Annotated in this window: 18 protein-coding genes; 8 read left to right on the top strand and 10 right to left on the bottom strand. The window is 60.6% G+C overall.

Annotated features, from left to right (window positions below; all coding sequences use genetic code 11):
• The first annotated feature begins 66 nt into the window (after nt 1-66).
• The 6 genes from Q0072_RS19205 (at nt 67) to nagA (ending at nt 8,265) form a co-directional block, all read left to right on the top strand.
• A complete protein-coding gene (locus Q0072_RS19205; protein WP_298333169.1) occupies nt 67-2,319 on the top strand; it encodes an EAL domain-containing protein in 2,253 nt (750 codons plus the stop codon).
• Between the two features lie 149 nt (nt 2,320-2,468).
• The gene (locus Q0072_RS19200) at nt 2,469-3,206 is read left to right on the top strand and encodes a GntR family transcriptional regulator (RefSeq protein ID WP_298333167.1); all 738 of its coding nucleotides are present in this window, start codon (nt 2,469-2,471) and stop codon (nt 3,204-3,206) included.
• A gap of 75 nt (nt 3,207-3,281) precedes the next feature.
• A complete protein-coding gene (locus tag Q0072_RS19195; protein ID WP_298333165.1) occupies nt 3,282-4,418 on the top strand; it encodes a heparan-alpha-glucosaminide N-acetyltransferase domain-containing protein in 1,137 nt (378 codons plus the stop codon).
• A gap of 303 nt (nt 4,419-4,721) precedes the next feature.
• On the top strand, nt 4,722-5,993 hold the full coding sequence (locus Q0072_RS19190) for a sugar MFS transporter (protein ID WP_298333163.1): 1,272 nt from the start codon (nt 4,722-4,724) through the stop codon (nt 5,991-5,993).
• Nucleotides 5,994-6,004: 11 nt separating this feature from the next.
• Nucleotides 6,005-6,925 (top strand): BadF/BadG/BcrA/BcrD ATPase family protein, encoded by a 921-nt coding sequence (locus Q0072_RS19185; RefSeq protein ID WP_298333161.1) that lies wholly within the window; start codon nt 6,005-6,007, stop codon nt 6,923-6,925.
• A 203-nt stretch (nt 6,926-7,128) separates the two neighbouring features.
• Complete coding sequence (gene nagA, locus Q0072_RS19180; protein ID WP_298333159.1) at nt 7,129-8,265, top strand: N-acetylglucosamine-6-phosphate deacetylase; 1,137 nt, start codon at nt 7,129-7,131, stop codon at nt 8,263-8,265.
• 59 nt (nt 8,266-8,324) lie between these two features.
• Here nagA and Q0072_RS19175 read toward each other — a convergent pair whose 3' ends face one another.
• The 3 genes from Q0072_RS19175 to Q0072_RS19165 form a co-directional block, all read right to left on the bottom strand.
• Complete coding sequence (locus Q0072_RS19175; protein ID WP_298333157.1) at nt 8,325-8,888, bottom strand: OmpA family protein; 564 nt, start codon at nt 8,886-8,888, stop codon at nt 8,325-8,327.
• A gap of 116 nt (nt 8,889-9,004) precedes the next feature.
• Nucleotides 9,005-9,829: a protein phosphatase 2C domain-containing protein gene (locus Q0072_RS19170; protein WP_298333155.1), complete on the bottom strand. Its 825-nt coding sequence runs from the start codon at nt 9,827-9,829 to the stop codon at nt 9,005-9,007.
• A gap of 9 nt (nt 9,830-9,838) precedes the next feature.
• Nucleotides 9,839-10,246, bottom strand: a complete 408-nt coding sequence (locus Q0072_RS19165) for a thioesterase family protein (RefSeq protein WP_298333153.1) — start codon at nt 10,244-10,246, stop codon at nt 9,839-9,841.
• A 253-nt stretch (nt 10,247-10,499) separates the two neighbouring features.
• Between Q0072_RS19165 and Q0072_RS19160 the strand changes: the two genes are divergently transcribed.
• Nucleotides 10,500-11,384, top strand: a complete 885-nt coding sequence (locus Q0072_RS19160) for a hypothetical protein (RefSeq protein ID WP_298333151.1) — start codon at nt 10,500-10,502, stop codon at nt 11,382-11,384.
• A 43-nt stretch (nt 11,385-11,427) separates the two neighbouring features.
• Here Q0072_RS19160 and Q0072_RS19155 read toward each other — a convergent pair whose 3' ends face one another.
• The 3 genes from Q0072_RS19155 to Q0072_RS19145 form a co-directional block, all read right to left on the bottom strand.
• Nucleotides 11,428-11,856 carry a DUF465 domain-containing protein gene (locus Q0072_RS19155; protein WP_298333149.1) on the bottom strand — a complete coding sequence of 143 codons (429 nt, stop codon included), beginning with the start codon at nt 11,854-11,856 and terminating at the stop codon, nt 11,428-11,430.
• Between the two features lie 84 nt (nt 11,857-11,940).
• On the bottom strand, nt 11,941-12,441 hold the full coding sequence (locus Q0072_RS19150; protein WP_298333147.1) for a TIGR02444 family protein: 501 nt from the start codon (nt 12,439-12,441) through the stop codon (nt 11,941-11,943).
• Nucleotides 12,434-13,012, bottom strand: a complete 579-nt coding sequence (locus Q0072_RS19145) for a UbiX family flavin prenyltransferase (protein WP_298333145.1) — start codon at nt 13,010-13,012, stop codon at nt 12,434-12,436. Before Q0072_RS19145 ends, Q0072_RS19150 begins: the two co-directional genes overlap by 8 nt.
• A 240-nt stretch (nt 13,013-13,252) precedes the next feature.
• Here Q0072_RS19145 and Q0072_RS19140 point away from each other — a divergent pair, with 240 nt between their 5' ends.
• Complete coding sequence (locus Q0072_RS19140) at nt 13,253-13,453, top strand: DUF465 domain-containing protein (RefSeq protein ID WP_298333143.1); 201 nt, start codon at nt 13,253-13,255, stop codon at nt 13,451-13,453.
• Between the two features lie 109 nt (nt 13,454-13,562).
• Here Q0072_RS19140 and Q0072_RS19135 read toward each other — a convergent pair whose 3' ends face one another.
• The 4 genes from Q0072_RS19135 to Q0072_RS19120 form a co-directional block, all read right to left on the bottom strand.
• Nucleotides 13,563-15,500, bottom strand: a complete 1,938-nt coding sequence (locus tag Q0072_RS19135; RefSeq protein WP_298333141.1) for a sialate O-acetylesterase — start codon at nt 15,498-15,500, stop codon at nt 13,563-13,565.
• Between the two features lie 120 nt (nt 15,501-15,620).
• Nucleotides 15,621-18,068 (bottom strand): alkaline phosphatase PhoX, encoded by a 2,448-nt coding sequence (locus Q0072_RS19130; protein WP_298333139.1) that lies wholly within the window; start codon nt 18,066-18,068, stop codon nt 15,621-15,623.
• Nucleotides 18,069-18,274: 206 nt separating this feature from the next.
• On the bottom strand, nt 18,275-19,801 hold the full coding sequence (locus tag Q0072_RS19125; protein WP_298333137.1) for an Eco57I restriction-modification methylase domain-containing protein: 1,527 nt from the start codon (nt 19,799-19,801) through the stop codon (nt 18,275-18,277).
• The gene (locus Q0072_RS19120; protein ID WP_298333135.1) at nt 19,798-20,760 is read right to left on the bottom strand and encodes a XamI family restriction endonuclease; all 963 of its coding nucleotides are present in this window, start codon (nt 20,758-20,760) and stop codon (nt 19,798-19,800) included. The genes Q0072_RS19125 and Q0072_RS19120 overlap by 4 nt, the downstream gene beginning before the upstream one ends.
• Nucleotides 20,761-20,989 lie beyond the last annotated feature (229 nt).

The raw sequence follows: 20,989 nt of genomic DNA, 5'->3' as shown, positions 1-20,989 counted from the left end.
CCGGAATGTTCACGCGCATCGGATATCATGGTTACTTCCGCAATCCAGCGGTAAGTATCTTTGCCCATGACCGTTCCGCTTACCCCCCCTGCCTCCCTGCCCTGCCGCTATATGGAGGGCGACGCCACTGAGCTGATGCAGCTCAAGGGAGAGGCCGTGGATGCGATAGATACAGCCATGGTGATTACCGACACCAGCGGCCGGTTTCTGTATGTCAACGCGGCGTTTCGGACTCTGCTCGGTTTCAGTGCCTCGGAATTAAGCGGCCATACGCTGGGGGACCTGTGCCGTCTGCATTCAGATTCCTGTGAGCACCTCGAAGACATACTGACCGACGTCCACCGCAACGGTCAGCGCAGCGGCGAATTGCTGGTCCACGATCGCAACGGTCACCCCATGTGGGTGTCTTTCAGCGCCACCACCATGACCGATACTACCCATCGTCGCCGTGTCATCGCCACGGTCAGCGACATCACCTACACCAAGCTGAACGACACCCTGCAACGGCTGGTCTTTAATGCCATGTTGCAGGACAAGCCCTTGTCTGAAACCCTGACCCTGCTCTGTCTTGAGGTGGGGCATATGCTGCAAGACGTCAGCATGTCCGTACTGCGCGTCATCGACGGCAAGCTAAGCCCGCTGGCCGCGCCCGGTCTGCCTGACTGGTACAATGCGGCCATAGAAGGACTTCCCATAGGCCCGATTGTCGGATCGTGCGGAACCGCCGCCTGGCGTGGCGAACCCGTGCTGGTCAACGACATGCGTACTGACCCGCTGTGGGCACCCTTTCAGGATCTGGCTGCACATCTCGACTTTACGGCCTGCTGGTCCACGCCGGTCAAGAGCAAGACCGGTCAGGTAATGGGCACTTTTGCCTTTTATTCAACCCAGCCCTTCGTTTTGAACCTGTTCTTAAAGAGCATCGTCGAAATCTGTGCGCAGTTGAGTACCTTAGCCTTCGAGAAGGACGCTTATCAGGCACGTATCCAATACCTGGCCCATCACGACTCCCTGACCGGCCTGCCCAATCGCGGTTTCTTTCAGGCGCGACTGGCCGAAGAGGCCGGACGCGCCACCCAGCAGAAGACGCAACTGGCCCTGCATCTGATTGACCTTGACCGCTTCAAGGAGGTCAATGACACCATGGGGCACATGGTCGGCGACGAAGTGCTGATTACCGTTGCCGAAACCCTCAGACGTCAGGCGGGCCCCGGCGACGTGCTGGCGCGGTTAGGCGGCGATGAGTTTGTCTTTCTTCAGGTGGGTGTGACGCAGCGCGCTCAGGCCGAAGCGAGGGCCGAGGCGTTGGTGACCGCCCTTCAATCGGAGATGCAGGCGCAGTTCGGCCATCAGGCCCCTGATGTCGGCGCCAGCCTTGGCTTTGCCCTCTACCCCGACGAAGGCCCGACGCTTGATCGCCTGACGCGTCATGCCGATATGGCGCTGTATAAGGCCAAGACGGATGGCCGCGGCTGCTGGCGCGCCTTTGATGCCACCATGGCCGAGGCCCTGCGTCGCCGTCGCCGCCTTGAAGCCGATCTGCGCGACGCGCTGGCCCACGGTCAGCGGGGTTTGTCGCTGGTCTATCAGCCGCAGTTCTGCCTGAACCTCAATCGCTTCATCGGCTATGAGGCACTGGTGCGCTGGACGCATCCGGAGTTGGGGGCCATCCCGCCGTGTGATTTTATTCCGGTGGCCGAAGAGGCCGGCCTGATCACCGCTTTGGGGCAATGGATATTGTCGCGCGCGCTGGAAACCGCCACCACCTGGCCCGCGCATCTGAACCTTGCGGTCAATCTGTCACCCCTGCAAATCTGTGAAGGCGATCTAACCCGCTATGTAAAGCAGGAACTGATCCGCACCGGATTCCGCCCGCAACGGCTGGAGCTGGAGGTCACCGAAGGCGTGCTGATCGAAAATACCGACCGTGCTCTGCATGTGCTGCGTCAGCTCAAAGGCATAGGCGTGCGCATTGCCATGGACGATTTCGGCACCGGCTTTTCGTCGCTCTCCTACCTTCAGACCTTCCCCTTCGACCTGATCAAGATCGACCGCAGTTTTGTCGAAGGCCTGACCCCCTCGCCGGACCGCAAGGTGCACAAGCACGGCATCCCCGCCGAAGCGATCGTGCGCGCCGTTATCGGTATGGCCCACGCCATCAACATACCGGTCATCGCCGAAGGCGTGGAAACGCAGGAACAGATGGACCTGCTGCGCGATATGGGGGCCGACGCCGTGCAGGGCTATCTGATCGGACGACCACAGGCCTATTGCCTGAGCGAAACGCCACCGACGCTTTTGGCCGTGGGTCAGGGCTGAGGCCTTGGCGACACAGGTGGATGACAAGACCCTGCCCCGGTTGTGGCTTTGACTTTGACGCCGCCCGGTCGCTATTATACTGGGTCTGAGTCGCCGACACCTGCGGCTTGAGTGAGAGCGGCACAGGTCGCGAGAGAGACTTAAACTCCATGTCCATCATAGACTCTGTCGGTCGCCTCGAAAAAAACGATCCCGCCCCGCTCTATCTGCAACTGCAAAAGGTGTTGCGCGAAGCCATCCGCGCGCGCGTCTTTGTGGCCGATGACGCCATCCCGCCCGAACGCGATCTGGCCGAAGCCTTTGACGTGTCACGCATTACCGTGCGCAAGGCCATTGACGGGCTGGTCAACGAAGGGCTTCTGACGCGCCGTCGCGGCGCCGGCACCTTTGTCGCCGCGCGCGTCGAAAAGAGCTTTTCCAAACTGTCTTCGTTTTCCGAAGACATGATTTCGCGTGGTCGCAAGCCGCACAGCGTCTGGGTCAGCAAGTCGGAAGGGGCCGTCACCCCCGAAGAAGCCCTGTCTTTGGGCCTGTCGCCCGGTTCACTGGTCTATCGCTTTCACCGCATCCGCTATGCCGATGACTCGACCATGGCGCTCGAATATTCGACCATTCCCGGCTACTGCCTGTCCTCCATCGAAGCGGTCGGCGATTCGCTCTATGCGGCGCTGGAAACCTCCGGCCACCGTCCCGTGCGCGCGCTTCAGCGCCTGCGCGCCATCTCCTTTACACGCGATCAGGCCGAACAGTTGAATGTCACAGCCGGTGAGCCCGGCCTGTTTATCGAACGGCGCGGTTTTCTGGCCGATGGGCGCGCCGCTGAATTCACCCAGAGCTATTATCGCGGCGACGCCTATGATGTGGTCGCCGAACTGAACGATCTTTGAGCGCAACACGCCTTTTGACTTTTGCGCGTAATCGGGCATCGTCCCCCTCTGTATAATCAGGCGGGGAGACAGCCAGTGAACGATGTGAAGACCACGGCGCAGCGCCTGCCCTCTTTGGATGTCCTGCGCGGCCTGACGGTCATCGGCATGATCCTCGTCAATGCCACAGCAGGCATGTATTACGGCCTTCAGGCCAAGGTTTTTCCGCTGCTTCTGCACGCCCACTGGGAGGGTTTGAAGATCGCCGATGTGGTCTTTCCCGCCTTCCTGACCATGGTCGGCCTGTCTATCCCCATGGCCCTGCACAAGGCCAAGATGACGACGGGGCTCGATGCCACACAGGCCCGCAAGATCGGCTGGCGCGTCGTGCGGTTGTTCCTCATCGGCTGGTTGCTGTCGAATCTTGGCTGGCTGGCGCATTTCGATGGCGAACCCTGGCGCTTCTGGGGCGTGCTGCAACGCATCGGCCTCGTTTATGGCGCAGCGGCGGTGTTGTTCCTGTGGTTCGGGCCGAAAACGCGACTGGGGATAGCCGCGGCCATCCTGCTGCTCTACTGGCCCCTGAGTCTGCTTCCCGCACTCGATGGCCTGCCCGGCGATATCTGGGAACGCGGCCACAACTTCATTGCCTCGGTCGATCGCCTGATGTTCGGTGCCGGCGGCCACAACTACGTCAAGGGACCGGAGGGTTACGACCCCGAAGGGCTGCTCGGCACCCTGCCCGCCATCGCACAAGCCTTGCTCGGCATGGCGGCGGGCGAGTTCCTGATGCAGTCCCATAGGCGCAGCGCCCTGACCCTCGCCGGTGCGGGAGCGGTTCTGCTGATCGTTGGCGCAGGCTGGAGCTTTGTCTTTCCGGTCATCAAGGACATCTGGTCATCGTCCTTTGTGCTGGTGACGACGGGGATCACCTTGCTTGCTCTGGTACCGCTCCATGCGTGTCTGGATAATCGCGACACCCCACTGCGTGGCCCCCTCAGCCTGCCCGCGACCTTCGCCACGGCCTTCGGTGTCAACGCCATTGCCGCCTATGTGCTGCATTTTCTGATGAACCCGCTGCTCGGCTGGGACCTGCTGACCCAGACCTATGTCCTGAGCCGTGCCACGGTAGGCGAAGCCGTGGCGGCCCTGTTTCCGGTCGCCCTGTTCATCCTCTGCGTCTGGCTGCCGGTCGAATATCTGCGCCGCAAGGGCTGGATCATCAAGGTTTAGACCTGCTTTTTAGAGCGGAATGATTTCAAATGGAATCATTCCGCTCAAGCCGCCATTGAGGCGGCGGCCAAGGTGGCGCAAGCCACCGCCCGGCGAGGGGCCAAACAAAAAGCTGGATCATTATGTTTCCACCAGAAATCATAATGATCTAGCCCAATTCATATCCAATTTTACCATCCCAGACGACCATTGAAGGGCCGAAAATCCACCTCAAACAATTGAAACCAAGTTTTCTATAGACAGAATTGCGATTTTGCCCTCCTATCTGGACAATACCAAAATGCAGAATAGGTCCTATAGATCATGAATGCGTCTCCCCCGGAAAAAGCCCCCAGCCTTGTCGTCACCATGGGCCTGATTGGCCTGATGTTCTTCATCTTCGGTTTTGTGACCTGGCTGAACGGACCGCTGATCACCTTCGTCAAGTTCGCCTTCGACCTCGACAATATCGGCGCCTTCATGGTGTTGATGGTGTTCTACATGTCCTATTTCGTGCTGGCCCTGCCGTCGGCCTTCATCCTGCGGGTGACGGGCATGAAGAAGGGCATGGCGCTGGGGCTTCTGGTCATGGCGGTGGGTGCCGCCATGTTCGGGCAGTTCGCCACGCATCGCGTCTATGTCGGGGCCATGACCGGCCTGTTCACCATCGGCGCGGGTCTGGCGCTGCTGCAAACGGCGGCCAACCCCTATATCTCCATCGTTGGGCCCATTGAATCGGCGGCGCAGCGGATTGCCGTCATGGGCATTTTTAACAAGCTGGCCGGCATCGCCGCGCCCTTCGTCTTCGGTGCTCTGGTGATGAGCGGCATCACCGAGTTCGGGGCCAAGCTGGAGGCCACGACCGACCCCGCCGCCCGCGAACTGTTGCTCAGCGGCTTCGCGCAAAAGGTTCTGTGGCCCTATATGGGCATGGCCGCCCTGCTGGTGGCGCTGGCTGTCTTCGTTTTGAAATCGCCCCTGCCCGAACTGAAGGGCGAGTCGAAGGCCGAGATTGCTTCAGAGAAGGGCGGCAAGGGCCTGTTCGCTCACCCCAACCTGTTCTTTGGCGTTCTGTGTATCTTCCTGTATGTGGGCGTTGAGGTGATGGCCGGTGACGCCATCGGCACCTATGGCGCGGCCTTTGGTCTGCCGCTCGATCGCACGGTCCTGTTCACCTCGCTGACCCTCGCCGGGATGCTGGTCGGCTATATCGTCGGCTGGATCGTCATTCCGCGCTTTGTGTCTCAGGAAAAATACCTCGCCTTTTCGGCCATTTTGGGTGTGCTGTTCACCCTGGGAGCCTTCCTGACCAAGGACTATGTCTCGGTCGGTTTCGTGGCCGCTCTGGGCTTTGCCAATGCCATGATGTGGCCGGCCATCTTCCCGCTGGGCATCCGGGGGCTTGGCCGTCATACCGAGATCGGCTCGGCTCTGATGATCATGGGCATCTGTGGCGGAGCCATCCTGCCGCGCCTCTATGTCGGTCTGGCTGAGGCCATACCGTTCCAGACGGCCTTCCTCGTCGTGATGGCCCCGGCCTATCTCTATATCCTGTTCTTCGCCCTGTTCGGCAGCCGCGTGGCGGCAAAGGGTTAAAGGACGTGGATATGACTAAGTACTTCCTCGGCATAGATGGCGGCGGCTCCAATTGCCGCGCGCGTCTGCGTGACGCCGAAGGCCGCCTTCTGGGCGAAGGCATGAGCGGATCGGCCAATATCCGTCTGGGCCTCGACCTCGTCTGGGGCCACATCCTCGAAGCCACGGATCAGGCGCTGGCGCAGGCCGGATTGAGGCGCGACGCCTTTGCCCACACGTCGATCGGGTTGGGTCTGGCCGGCATCACCACCGCCGAAGACGCCGCGCGCACCATTGCCGCCGGGCCGCGCTTTGCCTTTGCGGCGGCCGGAACCGACGCCCACGCCGCCGTGCTGGGGGCCTTTTCGGGCCGCGACGGCGCGATTCTGATCACAGGCACCGGCTCCGCGGGCTATGCCTGGGTAAAGGGCAAGGGCCATGCGGTGGGCGGCTGGGGCTTTGAAGTCTCCGACGACGGCTCGGCCGCCGTTCTGGGCCGCGAAGCGACGCGCGTCGCCCTGCACGCCTATGATGGCCTTGCGCCGCGCAGTGCCTTTACCGACGCCGTGATGGCGCGTTTCAACGATCAGCCGTCGCAGGTCGTGGCCTGGGCGACGACGGCGCGCCCCAAGGACTATGGCACGCTGGCCCCGCTGATCCTGTCGCACGCGCAGGATGGGGACGCGGTGGCCGTGGCCCTGATCGAACAGGCGGCCCGTGATCTGGGCCGCTATATCCGCCGCCTGAACGAGTTGGGGGCCGCGCAGGTCTGCCTAGTCGGCGGCATGGCCGGGGTGCTGACGCCCTGGCTGGCGCCGTGGACCCGGCCGCTTCTGGCCACACCGGAGCAGGACGCCATCGAAGGCGCGCTGCTGATGGCCAAGGGCGCAGGCAATGGCCTGAGTCGTCTTATGCCAACGGCCGAGGATGCTGACAGCATCCGGCCGTTGTGAAATCGCGAATGTCTCGTCCGTATCAAAGATATGAGACATTCGCGAAAGGCATACCCAGTGTCATTTTCAATGACCCTAGAGCGCAAGCCGATAAAGTGGATACCACTTTTCGGAAAAATTGCGCGACCAAACAAAAACTTAGAGCCATTCGGCGGCTCAACTGAGCCGACGGATGCTCTAGGTATTACAAGTGAGGTTGTTTCGTGAGTTTTACCCTTTCCAATGCTCGCCTTGTCACGCCGGTCGGCGTTGTCGAAGGTTCCCTGACCATGGACGGTGATCACATCACCGCCATTGGGGCCGAAACCGGCGGGCTTGATCTCGAAGGCGGCTATCTGCTGCCGGGCTTTATCGACACGCAGGTCAATGGCGGGGGCGGCGTGCTGTTCAACGACACCCCGACCGCCGAAGCCATTGCCGCCATCGGGGCCGCGCATCGCACCTATGGCACGACGGGCTTCTTCACCACCCTGATTTCGGACGATCTGAGCGTGGTGGACAAGGCCCTGCGCGCCACCGAAGCCGCCATCGCCCAGGGTGTACCCGGCGTACTCGGCATCCATATCGAAGGGCCCTTCCTCAATGTGAAGCGCAAGGGCACCCACGACGAAAGCAAGTTCCGCCGCCTCGATGCCGAGGCCGTGCGGCTTTTGTCGTCGCTCAAGGCGGGTAAGGTGCTGGTGACTCTGGCCCCCGAACTGGCCGCGCCGGAGGACATCCGGGCGTTGGCCGATGCGGGCGTGATCATTGCCGCCGGCCATACAGACGCCACCTATGCCGAAGCGCGGGGCGGCTTTGAGGCCGGCATTACCGGCGTCACCCACCTCTATAACGCCATGTCGCCCCTGTCGCATCGCGCGCCGGGTGTCGTCGGGGCCGTGCTCGAAAGCGATGACATCTACGCCGGTATCATCGTCGATGGCGCACACGTCGATCCGGTGGCCTTGAAGATTGCGCTGAAAAGCCGCCCGCACGACCGCTTCATGCTGGTCACGGACGCCATGCCGACGGTGGGCTCTGCCACCAAGCATTTTAACCTGATGGGCAAGGATATCCGCGTCGAAAACGGCGTCTGCGTCGGGCCGGACGGCACATTGGCCGGGTCCGATCTCGATATGGCCACCGCAGTGCGCAACAGCGTTCAGATGCTGGGCCTGCCGCTGGAAACGGCTTCGATGATGGCTTCCGAAGCCCCCGCGCGCTTCATGAAGCTGCCCAAGACCTACGGCCATCTGGCGTTGGGGGCGCGCGCCGACCTCGTATGGCTTGATGCCGACCTTCAGGTGCGCGGCGTCTGGATCGGCGGTCAGTCGGACGAGGCCCTGCGTAAGGCAGCCTGAAGCCGTTCAGCACCCGACATCTTGAAACGCCCGGCTGATCGCTCAGCCGGGCGTTTTGATTACGACAGAACCACGATCACCACACGCCGGTTGGCGGCGCGGCCTTCGCGCGTCGTGTTCGGTGCGACAGGCTGCTCCGCCCCATAGGAGATGGAGGCCATGCGGTTCAGCGCCACGCCCTGACTGTTCAGGAAGCGTTTCACGCTGTCGGCGCGGGCATTGCCCAGGCGGTAATTGATGTCATCCGTCCCGGTCGAGTCGGTAAAGCCCTGAATTTCCAGATAAACATTCTTGTTGTCGCGTTTCAGCCGCGCGGCGAGGTCCGCCAGCACCTGCTTGCCCGCTTCGGACAAAACGGCCTTATCGGTCTCGAACTTGATGGAATCGTCGCTCAGCACGACGGCGTAGTTGAACTTACCCTCAGCCAGCTTGCCCGCCGCCGTGGCGCGGCTCAGCGCCTCCTGCGTCGTTTGATCGAGTTGCGTGAGACGGGTCTCCTGCTGGTCGATACGGCCATTGGTCGCCGTAATTTTCTCATCAACATATTTGTGGCTGGCACAGGCCGTCATCGACAGCATAAGGGGGATCGCCACAATCAGGGCCCCGGATTTTAAACGCGTCATCGAAAACCTTTCTGTTCACGAATCCACCCACTTCCGCCACGCCCCTTGATTGATAAGGCAAAAATCGACCGAAAAAGGGCACGCCTATCCCACGCCCTGCAAACCGCATCATCCCTTTATATTTCGGTCAGCACCCAACTGGCGTCGTCATGCGGCTTGAAACGGGGGTAGTGCAGGCCTTCCGCATCGGCGCGTTCGATGTCACGCAAGCGCCGGATCAGCGCTTCGCCCTGCCCGGCCGCAAGCCCCTCCCGCACCTCGGCAAAGGGCACGCCATAGGCGCCCCACAGGTCGTAAAACCCGTCAGTGGCCATCAGCACAGAGCGCACCCCGGCCACCCGGACGCGCGTGATCTGCATCCCCGTCAGGCAGGCTTTATCGAGGCTCAGGACCCAGTATCCGCCCGGCCTATTCATTTTCGAGCGGTTATCGCGCAACAGCGGATCAAGCTGCGTCCGCGCCGCCTTCAGTCCTATTGGTCCCTGTTCGGCGCGCATGGCCACCAGCCGCTCCAGCGCGGCGGCATCGAGCGCTTCCAGCACCTCGCCCCCCGGCAGGGCCGTGACCGCGCCGTCCGGGGCGATCAACCACACCTTGACGTCACCCAGCACGCCAATTTCTAGCGTATCCCCATCCTGCCGCAGCAGCGCGGCCCCTGCCGACGGCATGGCCCACGGGGCGTCGGGCAAGGGTCCAGCCGCCTCAAAAACAGCCCGCGCCGCGTCGATGGCCGCACTGAAGCGCTCACGCACGCTGCCGGTCGTGTGGGCCAGCCTGTCCGAGACGAAGTGCGCAAACCACGCAGCGTCACTGGTCCCCGCCATGCGCGATGGCCCCAGCGACGTGGCCCCATCGAGCAGCCACACGGCATCCCCCGCTGCCCCCAGTGCGTCCTCATTATAGACGCCGCCACGATCTGAGCCCTGAGAGACAATACGCATGAGGGCTCCTTAGACAGGCATATATCGATCGAACCAGTCACCGCGCGTCAGGCGGCCGTCGATCTTACAGATCACATCGACGCGCGCGCGGATGCACACGGCCTGATCGGCGACGCGCACCACCTGCTGATCGAAGATGATCTTGGCACGGTCCCGCCGCACCTGTGAGCGCACTTCGAACACCTGCCCACCGGTGAGCGAGTTCACGAAGTCGATCTCCATGTGCGAAGTCATCAGGAAGATGTTCTGAGGGATCAGATCGGCGAACTTCACGCCCTGATGCTCCAGGAATTCGTGCCGCGCATATTCCATATAGACCAGATAGTTGGCGTTATTGACCACGCCCTGCGCGTCGCATTCGGAATCGCGCACTTTAAGCGTGGTGATGAAAACGTCGTCTTCGACACGGTTGAGCATGGGCACCTCCGGTATTGCTGGTAGCGGTCCACAGCGCGCCCGGCAAGATGAAACCGCAAGTCCCCTTTACGGTGAAATTACAAACGGCTCGCTTTCCGGCACAGCAAACCCACCGCGAAAGGACCAAGCTGACGCGACCGATCATCATAGGGAGATACGATCATGGGCCGTGCTGCTCTGCTTTGGCTTCTGGGGGTGCCGATCCCCGTCATCATCCTGCTGGCGCTTCTGTTCCGTTAATAGAGGTGAACATATGAAAACGCTCGATCCGGCGGTAACGCCCGCGTCCGCGGACCTTTACGAAGACGACTATTACGAGGTGACGCCCGGGTCGGGGGCCTGCTGGCCGTCAATTCTGGCCGGAGCAGCGGCCGCGGCGGCTTTGTCCCTGATGCTGCTGATGCTGGGGCAAGGGCTGGGGCTGTCTTCGGTATCCCCGTGGGAACCCCTGGGTGAAACCGCCGCCAAGCTGACCGTCGGTGCAGCCATCTGGCTGATCGTCATGCAGTGGCTGTCCTCGGCGCTGGGCGGCTATCTGGCCGGACGCCTGCGCAAGACCTATGTCGGCGTTGATAAGGATGAAGCCTTCTTCCGCGATACGGCGCAGGGTTTCCTCGCCTGGGCCGTGGCCACGCTGTTTACCGCTGCCGTACTGGCCAGCGTCGCCGGTGCGGTCGTGAGTTCCGGCGTACAGGCCGGGGCCGCCGTCGCCGCTTCGAGCGACAAGACCGATGCGGCAACGGCCTATTATACCGATATGCTATACCGCGCCTCTGCCAATCCCGCCGCACCGGTTGCGGGTGCGCCGACGGATCAGACCCTGCCGGATGTAACGGCCGAAACGGGGCGCATCCTCAGCTACGGCATCGAACATGGCGACGTGTCGCCGGCGGACAAAGCCTATCTGGCGTCACTGATCGCGGCGCGCACCAATCTCAGCGAAGCGGATGCCTCGGCGCGTGTCGATACGGTTCTGGCTCAGGCCAAGACCGCCCGCGACGCCACGCTGGAAGCCGCCGATGAGGCGCGCAAGGCATGGGCCAAGGTGATGATCTACAGCTTCCTGTCGCTGCTGATCGGCGCCTTTATCGGCGCCGTCGCCGGGGCCATCGGCGGCCGCCAGCGCGATCAGGAGTAAACCTCAACCCTCCTCCCTGTTGCGCCGCAATGGGGAGGAGATATCAGGCGATAATATCCGGGCGGATGCGGTCTTCCAGCGTGCTGATCTGGTCGCGCACGGCCAGCTTCTTGCGCTTCAGGCGCGCAATCAGGATCTGATCCGGCAGGGGCATGGTTTCCAGCGCCACAATCGAATCGTCGAGATCCTTATGCTCCTGACGCAGGTGCGCCAGTTGGGTGCGCAGATTGACCGTTTCGGCATCCAGCGGCAGGGAGGCGATGGCGGGATCGGTTTCGCGCAGAACGGGTTCGAGGTCGTCCTTCTGGTATTCCAGTGCCTCTTCGGTCACCAGTTCCAGATTGCTGTGATCAAGGTCTTCACGATGGATCACCCGCCGTTCGAGGTCGCTGCTCGATTCGACCGGTGTGTTTTTCACCAGTTGCAGCGAGTCGGGACGGAAAAGAGCGCGGATATTGCTGTCATCGTGCATGTGGACCAGCTCCGGTTCGTTCTGAATGGGACATTCTGAGAGGGCCAGGCTGTTCCCGTGTACGCACCGGACGGCCTGTGAATATTAAGCATTATACCTCAAAAAACCGCGCTCCGAAAGGGCATCGCAGAAGGCATTCAGCGGATTTCGTGGCACCACCCGCGCCCATACCCGCGCCACGGCCAGCAGGTTGTCCCGCGCGGTCTTTTCCGGCTCAGCCGAGCCGTCGCCGACCAATGCCGCCAAGGCTTCCATCTGGGCGCGTTCGGCCTCGATCTCCAGCGCCTTGACGCGCGTGCGCAAGGCTGCGCGGTGCGCGTCGTCCATGTCGCCGACGACAGCGCGCATCCGCTGACGGATGGTGCGTAACGGCACGACGACTGTATCGGCGTAGGCGCGCGATATATCGACCGCCGCCTCCGCCGTCTCTTCGTCCAGCGCCACGCCGCGCACCCCGGCCCAGACGGCAAACAGCACCAGCGGTACGTTCTGCCCGTGCGTGTCCTGTAGCTCCAGACACAGGGACGGCACGTTCTCACCCGCATAGGTCGTCAGCGCCCAGTCCCAGAAGGTGGTGTCAGTCATCCTTAAGCCCGTTCCAGCGCGTCATCGGGGCATCGAGGCCGAACAGGTCCAGCGCTCGCGCCACGCTCTGATCGACCATCTCCTGCAAGGATTGAGGGCGGGTATAGAAGGCCGGCACCGGTGGGGCGACAATGGCCCCCATCTCGGTCACGGCGGTCATGGTGCGCAGGTGCCCCAGATGCAGCGGACTTTCGCGCACCATCAGCACCAGCCGCCGACGCTCCTTCAGCACCACATCGGCCGCCCGGCTGATCAGGTTGGAGGTCACGCCCGTAGTGATTTCGCTCATCGTCTTGATCGAGCACGGGGCGACCAGCATCCCCAGGGTGCGGAAGGAGCCCGAAGCAATCGTCGCCCCAATGTCACCAACCTTATGTACCTGATCGGCCATGGCGTTGAGATCGCCAATCGTCAGGTCGGTTTCAGCGTTGAGCGACAGGGCCGCTGCCCGCGACACCACCAGATGACTTTCGACCTTAAGCTCACGCAGCATTCGCAGTGCGGTGATACCATAGACCGCGCCAGACGCCCCCGAAATGGCTATGATAAGTCTTTGATTAGCTTCCGCCATTGCCGCGCGTCCTTTTTATCACCACAATAAGTGGCTCATAAGATTAAGCTTTTACTAAATATGAATCTCGCAAATCCGTGATCGGATGTAATGGATCGTGATTACACAGTAAAGCATTTTGGGTGTTCCCTATACGTGTTCAGGCCTCGATCCGACCACGGAGGATGTGGGAAAAAGGGATGGGGTTCCGGTCGGCAGTATCCTCTTCCGGCCCAGTCTTACGAGCAAAGGAGATAGCTCATGAGCATCGAAGCGAGAGTGCGTGAACTTGATCACCGTCATCAGGTCCTCAAGGACACCATCGCCCGCGAATCGCGTTCGCCCTCGGCGGACTCGCTCTATCTCAAGGAACTTAAGCGTAAGAAGTTGAAACTGAAGGATGAAATCGACACCATCAAAGCCACTCTGCGACAGGAACGAACGCATGAGACTCTCCAGTGATGGGGGGTGATGGTTTTCAGAAACACGAACGCCGGAGGGTACACCTCCGGCGTTTTTTATTGCGAACCAACCGAGTGCAGGGGCTATGCCCCTGCCCGCCGGAGGCCTCTTACTTGACCTCTATCTCGAACGGACTGACCGGCAGGGTGGTGTCGGTGAGATTGCACACAGGCGAGTCGCCCCAGCAGTAGCGCACGCGCGTGGCCGTGGCCGCCGAAGGTCCGCTGAGCACCACGGCGTCACCGGCAAGGCGCGCCTCAGCGTACTGACAGCTTCCCATGCCCTCGCCGCACAGTTCAAAGCGCACAGCCGCCTGTCCATTGCTCGTTTTCAGAGCACCGTCGAGGTGAGCGAAGCGAACCGTCACCTGCGCGTTGGCGCGGGTGGCTTCGATCGGCACACCGCCGGAGGGCGAGAACGGGGCCTTATAGATCAGGCTTTGCGCCGCGCGCGACAGGCGCTTACCCACCGTCAGCTTGTCACGCGGGTGGATGTCGAGCGGATTGCCGATGTCGATAGTAACGGCATAGGCGGCGCGCTTGTCATTCAGTGCGGCGCGGCGTTGCGCCTCACGCACACCAGACCAGCCCGACTCGACGGGCGCGGTGGGGATGGGCCCGAAATTGGCCAGTTGTACTAGAAGGAAGGCGGAGTCCGGCCCGAACTGCTGCCGCCAGTCGGCCATCAGCCCGGCCATCAGCGCTTCGTACTTCGCCGCTTCGCCGGTATTGGACTCGCCCTGATACCACAGCGCCCCGGTCAGGGCGTACGGCCCGATGGGGGCGATCATCGCCTGATGCAGGGTGATCAGGCCGCCGGTCGGGTCCCACGGCGCGGTCGGCGGGAAGCGGACGTTTTGCGGCGGCTGCCAGTAGCGCCAGCCGCTCTGCAAGGGCTTGGCCGTGCCGTTGGCCAGCCGCAGCTCGCGCACGGCGTCGCCGAACATGCCACCCTTGGCCCACAGATCAACGGCCTGCACGACGATAACATTGTCACCGGCCTTCAGGGCTCCGGGGGCCAGCTTGTAATGGCGCGCATCGGCCGGGGCCGAGGTATAGCCTACGGCCACACCATTCACAAAGGTCAGGTCGATATCGTCGATAGCGCCCAGGCTGAGCGTCGCCCCTTGTTTCGCTTCTTCAGCGGTCAGTTTGACCGTCAGCGCGTACCACAGCGGCCCGTTATAGTCGCTCAGGTCCTTGATTCCCCAGTCCTCGAAATTGCGGCTGACATCCGGGACGGCGGCCCAGCCGCTCAGCGCCTGCGGTGTCACCGCCCACGGTGTCCCCGGCCCGCCTGCGGCCTGCCACCAGCGGATATAGGTCTGGCCATAGACCTGCGCCGCCTGACTGCGATCGGCAGCATAGGTGTCGAGCACATCAAGATCGGCCTGATAGCCGCCAATCTTTTGCAAGGCGGCGTGGCTCATCCACGGCTGAATCTTCGACCCGCCCCAGGAGGCATTGATCAGGCCGATGGGCACATTGGCGTGCGTTTGCAGATCGCGGGCGAAATTATAGCACACGGCTGACCAGTTGGGCGTGGTGGCGGGGGAGGCCGTCTGCCATTCGGTCGGGGCGAGAAAGTGCGATTGCGGCGTGAAGGCCTGCGTCTTCTGCACCGTCATCATGCGGATGGTCGGGTTTTGCGAAGTCGCGATCTGATCCGCCGCGCCGATGGTGTCCTTCAGGTTCCATTCCATGTTCGACTGACCGGAACAGAGGAAGACATCCCCAACCAGCACATCGGACACGGTCTGCTTCACCGCGCCGGCCGAGGCCGTCAGCACATAGGGGCCACCCGCTGACAGAGGGGGCAGTTCAGCGCGCCAGCGCCCGGTCGCGTCCGTCACCGCCGTCACGCGGGCGGAGCCGAAACTCAGCGTCACCGTCTCTCCCGGCTTCGCCTCGCCCCAGACGGGGACGGGCCGATCGCGCTGAAGCACGGCGTGGTCGCGGAACATGTCGGCCAGAAGCGGTTTGTCCTGCGCCTGCGCCGCCATAGGCAGGCTGAGCGCGATCAGTCCGGCAAACCAGTGTCGTCGCATGATGATAACTCCCTGTGTTATTGTTAGCGCTAACGCTAACCCCGCCCGCCCCTGCCGGTCAAACGCAAAAAGGCCGGACACCCTGCGGTATCCGGCCTACTTTAGTCGTATAATATGATTTTAGAGCGCGATCACACCGCCGTCGGTCTTGGTGATGACGACAGTGGCTGAACGCGGACGGCCCGCCGTGGTGCCCGACTGGCTGTAGGGCCAGTTGGAGGTGATGTTGCTGGCCGAACCGTTTTCACCCGGATGCTGGATATTGACGAACAGGGTGCGGCCATCCGGCGTCGAGTCGATACCGGTGATTTCGCATTCCTTCGGCCCAACGAGGAAGCGGCGCAACTGCATCCCCGGCGCCTTACCGACGAAGGTGCTTTGCGTCGCCGTCGCGCCGCCCGTGCCCGTATTGGTGATGGTGCGCGCGCCGCCATCGCCGACACGGCCCGGCATGGCCGCCAGCATCATACAGTTGGTGACGTCGGTATAGGCCCCGTCGTCCGTCTGTATCCACAGCAGCGGATTGACCAGACCACCGGCATTGCTGCTGCGCGAGAACCACAGACCGTCGGGGCTCGAGAAGTCGTTGGTGGCGTCAAGGCCCGAGATGTTGATATTGGTCGCATCCAGATCGGCCCCGGCCCCGAAGGCGTAGATATCCCACTGGAAGGTGGTGGCTTCCGGCGTATCCCCGGCTTCGCGCAGACGGATGATGTGGCCGTTCGGGTTGCCGAAGTTGTTCGACGTGCCCACCGGGTCATTATAGTGACGCGGATTGGCGGCATTGGTGCCGGTCAGCGGGCGGTTTGAGGCATTGTTGTTGGTCAGGGTCAGATAGACCTCGCCATTGGCCGGATTGACCGCCGCCCATTCCGGACGATCCATCTTGGTCGCGCCGACAGCATCGGCGGCCAGACGGGTGTTGATCAGCACATCGGCCTGATTGGCGAAGGCGTAGGTGGTGTTGGCCGCCGTCAGCACGCCGGTGCCGAAGACGAGCGGCAGCCACACGCCCTGACCCGTGGCGTCGAAACGCGCCACATAGAGCGTGCCGTTATCGAGATACTTGTCGCCAATGGCCAGACGATCCGTAGCGTTGGCGTCCGCCGCCGACCACGGCGTGGCCGACACGAACTTGTAGAAATATTCGCCGCGCGAGTCGTCGCCCATGTAGAAGACCGGCTTGCGGCCCGCCACAAAGTTCGCCGGCCAGGCGCCTTCATGACCCATGCGGCCCAGCGCCGTGCGCTTGCGCGGCACCGAATTGGCATCATAGGGGTCGATTTCGACCACCCAGCCGTACTGATTGGCTTCGTTGCGGTAGTCGCCCGTGCCGTCGGCGGCCTTGGTCGTATCGACCGTGGTGTTCCACTTGGAGAACTTCCACTGATCGGCGGCGCTGGCGGCGGTCACCGTGGCCCAGTTATTGGCCCCGGCAGCCCCTTGCGACAGGCCGTAACGGTTCAGCGCCACCACAGCCTTGGCGCTGCGGTTGGCATTGTCGCCCGACGCACGGCGGAAATAGCCAGCCCAGTTTTCTTCGCAGGTCAGATAGCTGCCCCAGGCGGTGATGCCGTTGGCGCAGTTATTGATGGTGCCGCGCGCCCCGGTGCCATCGGTCGAATAGACGGTCTTCAGTTGCGCGTCGCTGCGCGCCGGGCCGCTCAGCGCCATCGGCGTGTTCGGCGTGATGCGGCGGTTGAGCGCCCCACCCTGCACATAGGTCCAGGCATTGCCCGACTGCGTCACTTCGACGACGCTGACGCCGTGGGCTTCGATTTCCTTGATCGCCTCGGCTTCCAGACGCGCCGCACCGGCCGTCGGGCCATTAGCGTGCAGATAGGAGGCCGTGATGTTTTCGTGGTTCATGACCAAGAGGCCGCGCGTCGAGCTGTTGGCATCGCGCGCCGTGCCCGTCGCGGCCAGACCGAAGAAGGCCATGCCGTCGTGGTGATCGCCGGCGCGGGCGGCGAAGTTGGTGTCGGTGCCGTTATTGGCATAGGCAGCGACGCCCGACAGGATCGGGTCGCCCAGACGGTACAGCACGCTGACCGAATAGCCTTCCGGCACGGTCACGATGTCGTTCTTGTTCTTGGCCACGGCGGTGAAGCCCAGTTGCGCCGGGTTGATGGTGACCAGCGTGTCCTGAGACGTGCTGCGGCCCTGACCATCAACGGCGGTCAGGCGGAATTCCAGATTGGTGGCCGCCGCGACCGAAGGCGCGATAAAGGTCGGATTGGGCGTATTGGCGTTGGTCAGGGTGACCGACGGACCGGCGACCTGCGTCCAGCTCAGGCTCGCCGCCTGGGTGGCGCTGCCGTTAAGCGTCACGACGCGGCCCGAGGTCGAAGCCCCGACCTGACCGGCATTGACCACCGACGCCGACTTGCTGTCGTCGCTGCCGCCGCAGGCGCTCAGGCCGAACAGACCGGCCACGGCCACCATGCCGCCCAGCAGTTGACGGCGCGACTGGCGCTCAGCGATCACTTCGCTCAGCGACGGATTGGTCGAGGTGTTGAACTCAAGATCACCGTCGCTGTGACGGCCGGTCAGCTTCGAATCGGACATGTTGGGAGCCCCTCTGAATTATCTTCGGTGGCTCTTCTTCCGACGGTTGTGTGACGGGCGTTTGAAGGCTGGGTAGTGGTTTTATGACGGCTTGCGCGGGAAGCCTTTCATCGCCTCGGTGATGGCCACGGTTTTCACGCTGACCGTGGTGACGCGCTGCAACAGGTCAGTCAGGCTGTCCTCAGTCCAAGACAGACGAAAATTGGTTAAGGGAGTAATTCCATCAATTCTGGAACAGGTACGTTTGCAAGCTCTTTCGGCTCCAGCTTATGAAGCCCGCCGCCGTAAACGCGTCCTTCGCTTAAAAGCTGATCGGGGTTTATCCGATTCAAAGCTTCCCAAGCTCGCCGTACAAAGGTTGGATCGGCCTGCATCGCCTTTTCCGTCAGAGCCGTAGGATACATTGCAAGATACACATTTGCTATCGTCGCTTTCGACTTGTTCAATATGAATCGGAAAGGACGCCCATTTTTGGTATCTGCACGCCCTAGATAAGTGCAAACAACAGGTGCGGGTGGCCTAGCTTCCTGCGCATACCAAAGGCTTCGATGCCGGCATAAATACCGCTCATGCAACCCCTTGGCACGGCCTTCTTGAAGGTACGTATAGAGTTCAGGAAAACGACGCTCTATCTCAGACTCAGCAAGCTTGGAGTCGAGCAAGAATAAGCGTTTCTCTAAACACGGCACTCCTTCGGGATCAGATTCAACCTCATCTGATTTTACGTATCTTGGACTCGGCAATATGGGACGGAACAATTCAAGCGGCAATCCTCGGCGCTCAATTTCTTCTTCGGGCAATATGAAAAAGTCATTGTCCCCCGTAGCAATCCCCCGTTTGATTTTAAAAAAATCGGAAACAATGCCTCTTGTATTAGGACTACGCCTCTCGTGAACGGGAAAGCGTGTCCATTTAGACTCCTGTGCTAAAGCATCAATGGAAACGAGGCGCGAAGTCGTTGGTTCTGCAAATGTACCACCATATGTAAATTTCACATTATGGCCCGGTGGAGGGGGCGCCTTTCGGAACCAAACCACAGAAGACGAAACTAAAGCATCTGCAAACTGCACATCGCGAGGATCGAAGCGATGAATTTGTAACAAAGTGACCTGAGTCAAAAGATACTGTTTGATCGCTTTTCCATAATTTACATCCATAAATTCACTGGGAACCAACCACCCAGCGACACCTTCATCGCTCATCCATCCGTGAGCCAAAGCGATAAAGTAACAATACAGCCCCGAAAGACCACTGAGATTTACCCCTGAGATTTCGTGTGCCGTCAATCGAAGCCGGATTTTGTCTTCATTAGCAATGTGATGATGCCGAACGTAGGGTGGATTACAAATCAGCATATTGAAGCACGGTTCAGGCTTTTCTTTGGTGAAGTCTGCAAGCCGTAATTCGAGATTCGTCCCCCTCCATAGACAGATTGCCGACTCGGCGTAATGTCGATCTATCTCATAGCCACGGGCAGCCGAGATACGAGCATTTGGATAGAGAGAGCGCAGGGCCGAATAAAATGATCCAGTCCCAATGGCAGGGTCAAGAAAACGGATATCCTCGGTCTCACCCAAGAGAACGCCCGCGTGAGTTATAATCTGATTTGCAAGTGTTCCGGGGGTCGCAAACTGGCCCAGCTTATTACGCTCGCCTCGGCTTTTTGCAGCATCCAAGTCTTCTTGCAAAATAAGACGTTTTTGTTCGTGAGAAATTGTAACGCGCGGATTCACAGTCCGAATTTCTCCAAGTCATCGATCCTATGTTCCCAAACCCAGTCTATGCCTTCGGCGGCTTCGTAGCCCAGATAGCCGCTGTCAAAATAACCACATAAAAAGAGATTGAATTGAACATCCGCCCCATAGGTAGAACGGAGCTGATGCATTTTAGCAGCTTCTTCTTTACGGCGTTTGTTCGTATTGGTGAAATCGCCCGCTGACTTCGCCTCGATAAACACAGGCAATTGCCCTGCAACACGGGAGAGAGGCATTATTACCGCATCAACCGGAATATTAACTGATTTACTCCCGTCTTCGTGAGTAGTTGGGACATTCATACGAAAACTGAAAGTACCGGGCTGCATCTGGTTAAATTTGACTTGTGCACCTTCTGCAAGCTGGGTGTAGCCTCTCATCTCCAGCCAGGACTTGATAGCCGCTAATTGTCGTTTTTCCTGAGCATTGCGGATAATTGGGTTCGCCACGGCACTACAGAGCCGGTCGGCTACGATGGTGGCGGCACGGTATATTTCGACTTCAGTTGGGTTTTGTTTACGTTGTAGCCAGACAAAAATATCCGGGTCAATCATTCGCCGGATTGTTATCGCAATCTTTTCCAACTGAGCATTTGCATGGTCAAACGCCATCCGTAACGGTATGCGCTTGTCTTGCTCCATACACTTGACGAAGCCAGGAGAGACGCCAGATAACCCGATCAACCTGTCAACTGCAATTGGCGGACAGGTTGACATACGAAGACTGGGCAGAATTTCCGGGTGGCGACGCAAAGTCTCAGGTTCAATGTCTCTTAAATAATGCGTTATCTTAAGAGCTTCTGTGACACTGTCTGTCACACGTAACCGAGTTTCACGAAATGCATCTGGCGCGAATTTCATAAACCATGAATTATACATGTCAACCGACTGCAATATATCGGCTTTCCATAGATGTGGCTTATCAAGATTAACCGGCATGAGGCATCCTAACTGATTCTCTGTCCTTCAGCCCGCCAACATCTTTAACCTGTTTGAGCCGAGGCCCACCCCAAACAGCTTGATTGTCGAATCGAAAGCGAATTAATCATTCAACTCGTATCTATAATTTACCAGCGCGTTCTGCTGAATACGGATGTACAATTGAATTTTACGCCCCGCTCGCACAAAAAAAGCCAGCGTTTCCGCTGGCTTTTTCCGGTTTGATGGC

Origin of the sequence: Asticcacaulis sp., from assembly GCF_027484505.1 — a bacterium.
Taxonomy (GTDB): Bacteria; Pseudomonadota; Alphaproteobacteria; order Caulobacterales; family Caulobacteraceae; genus Asticcacaulis.
The sequence above is the reverse complement of the archived record's forward strand: the minus strand, read 5'-3'. Positions and strand labels throughout refer to the sequence as shown.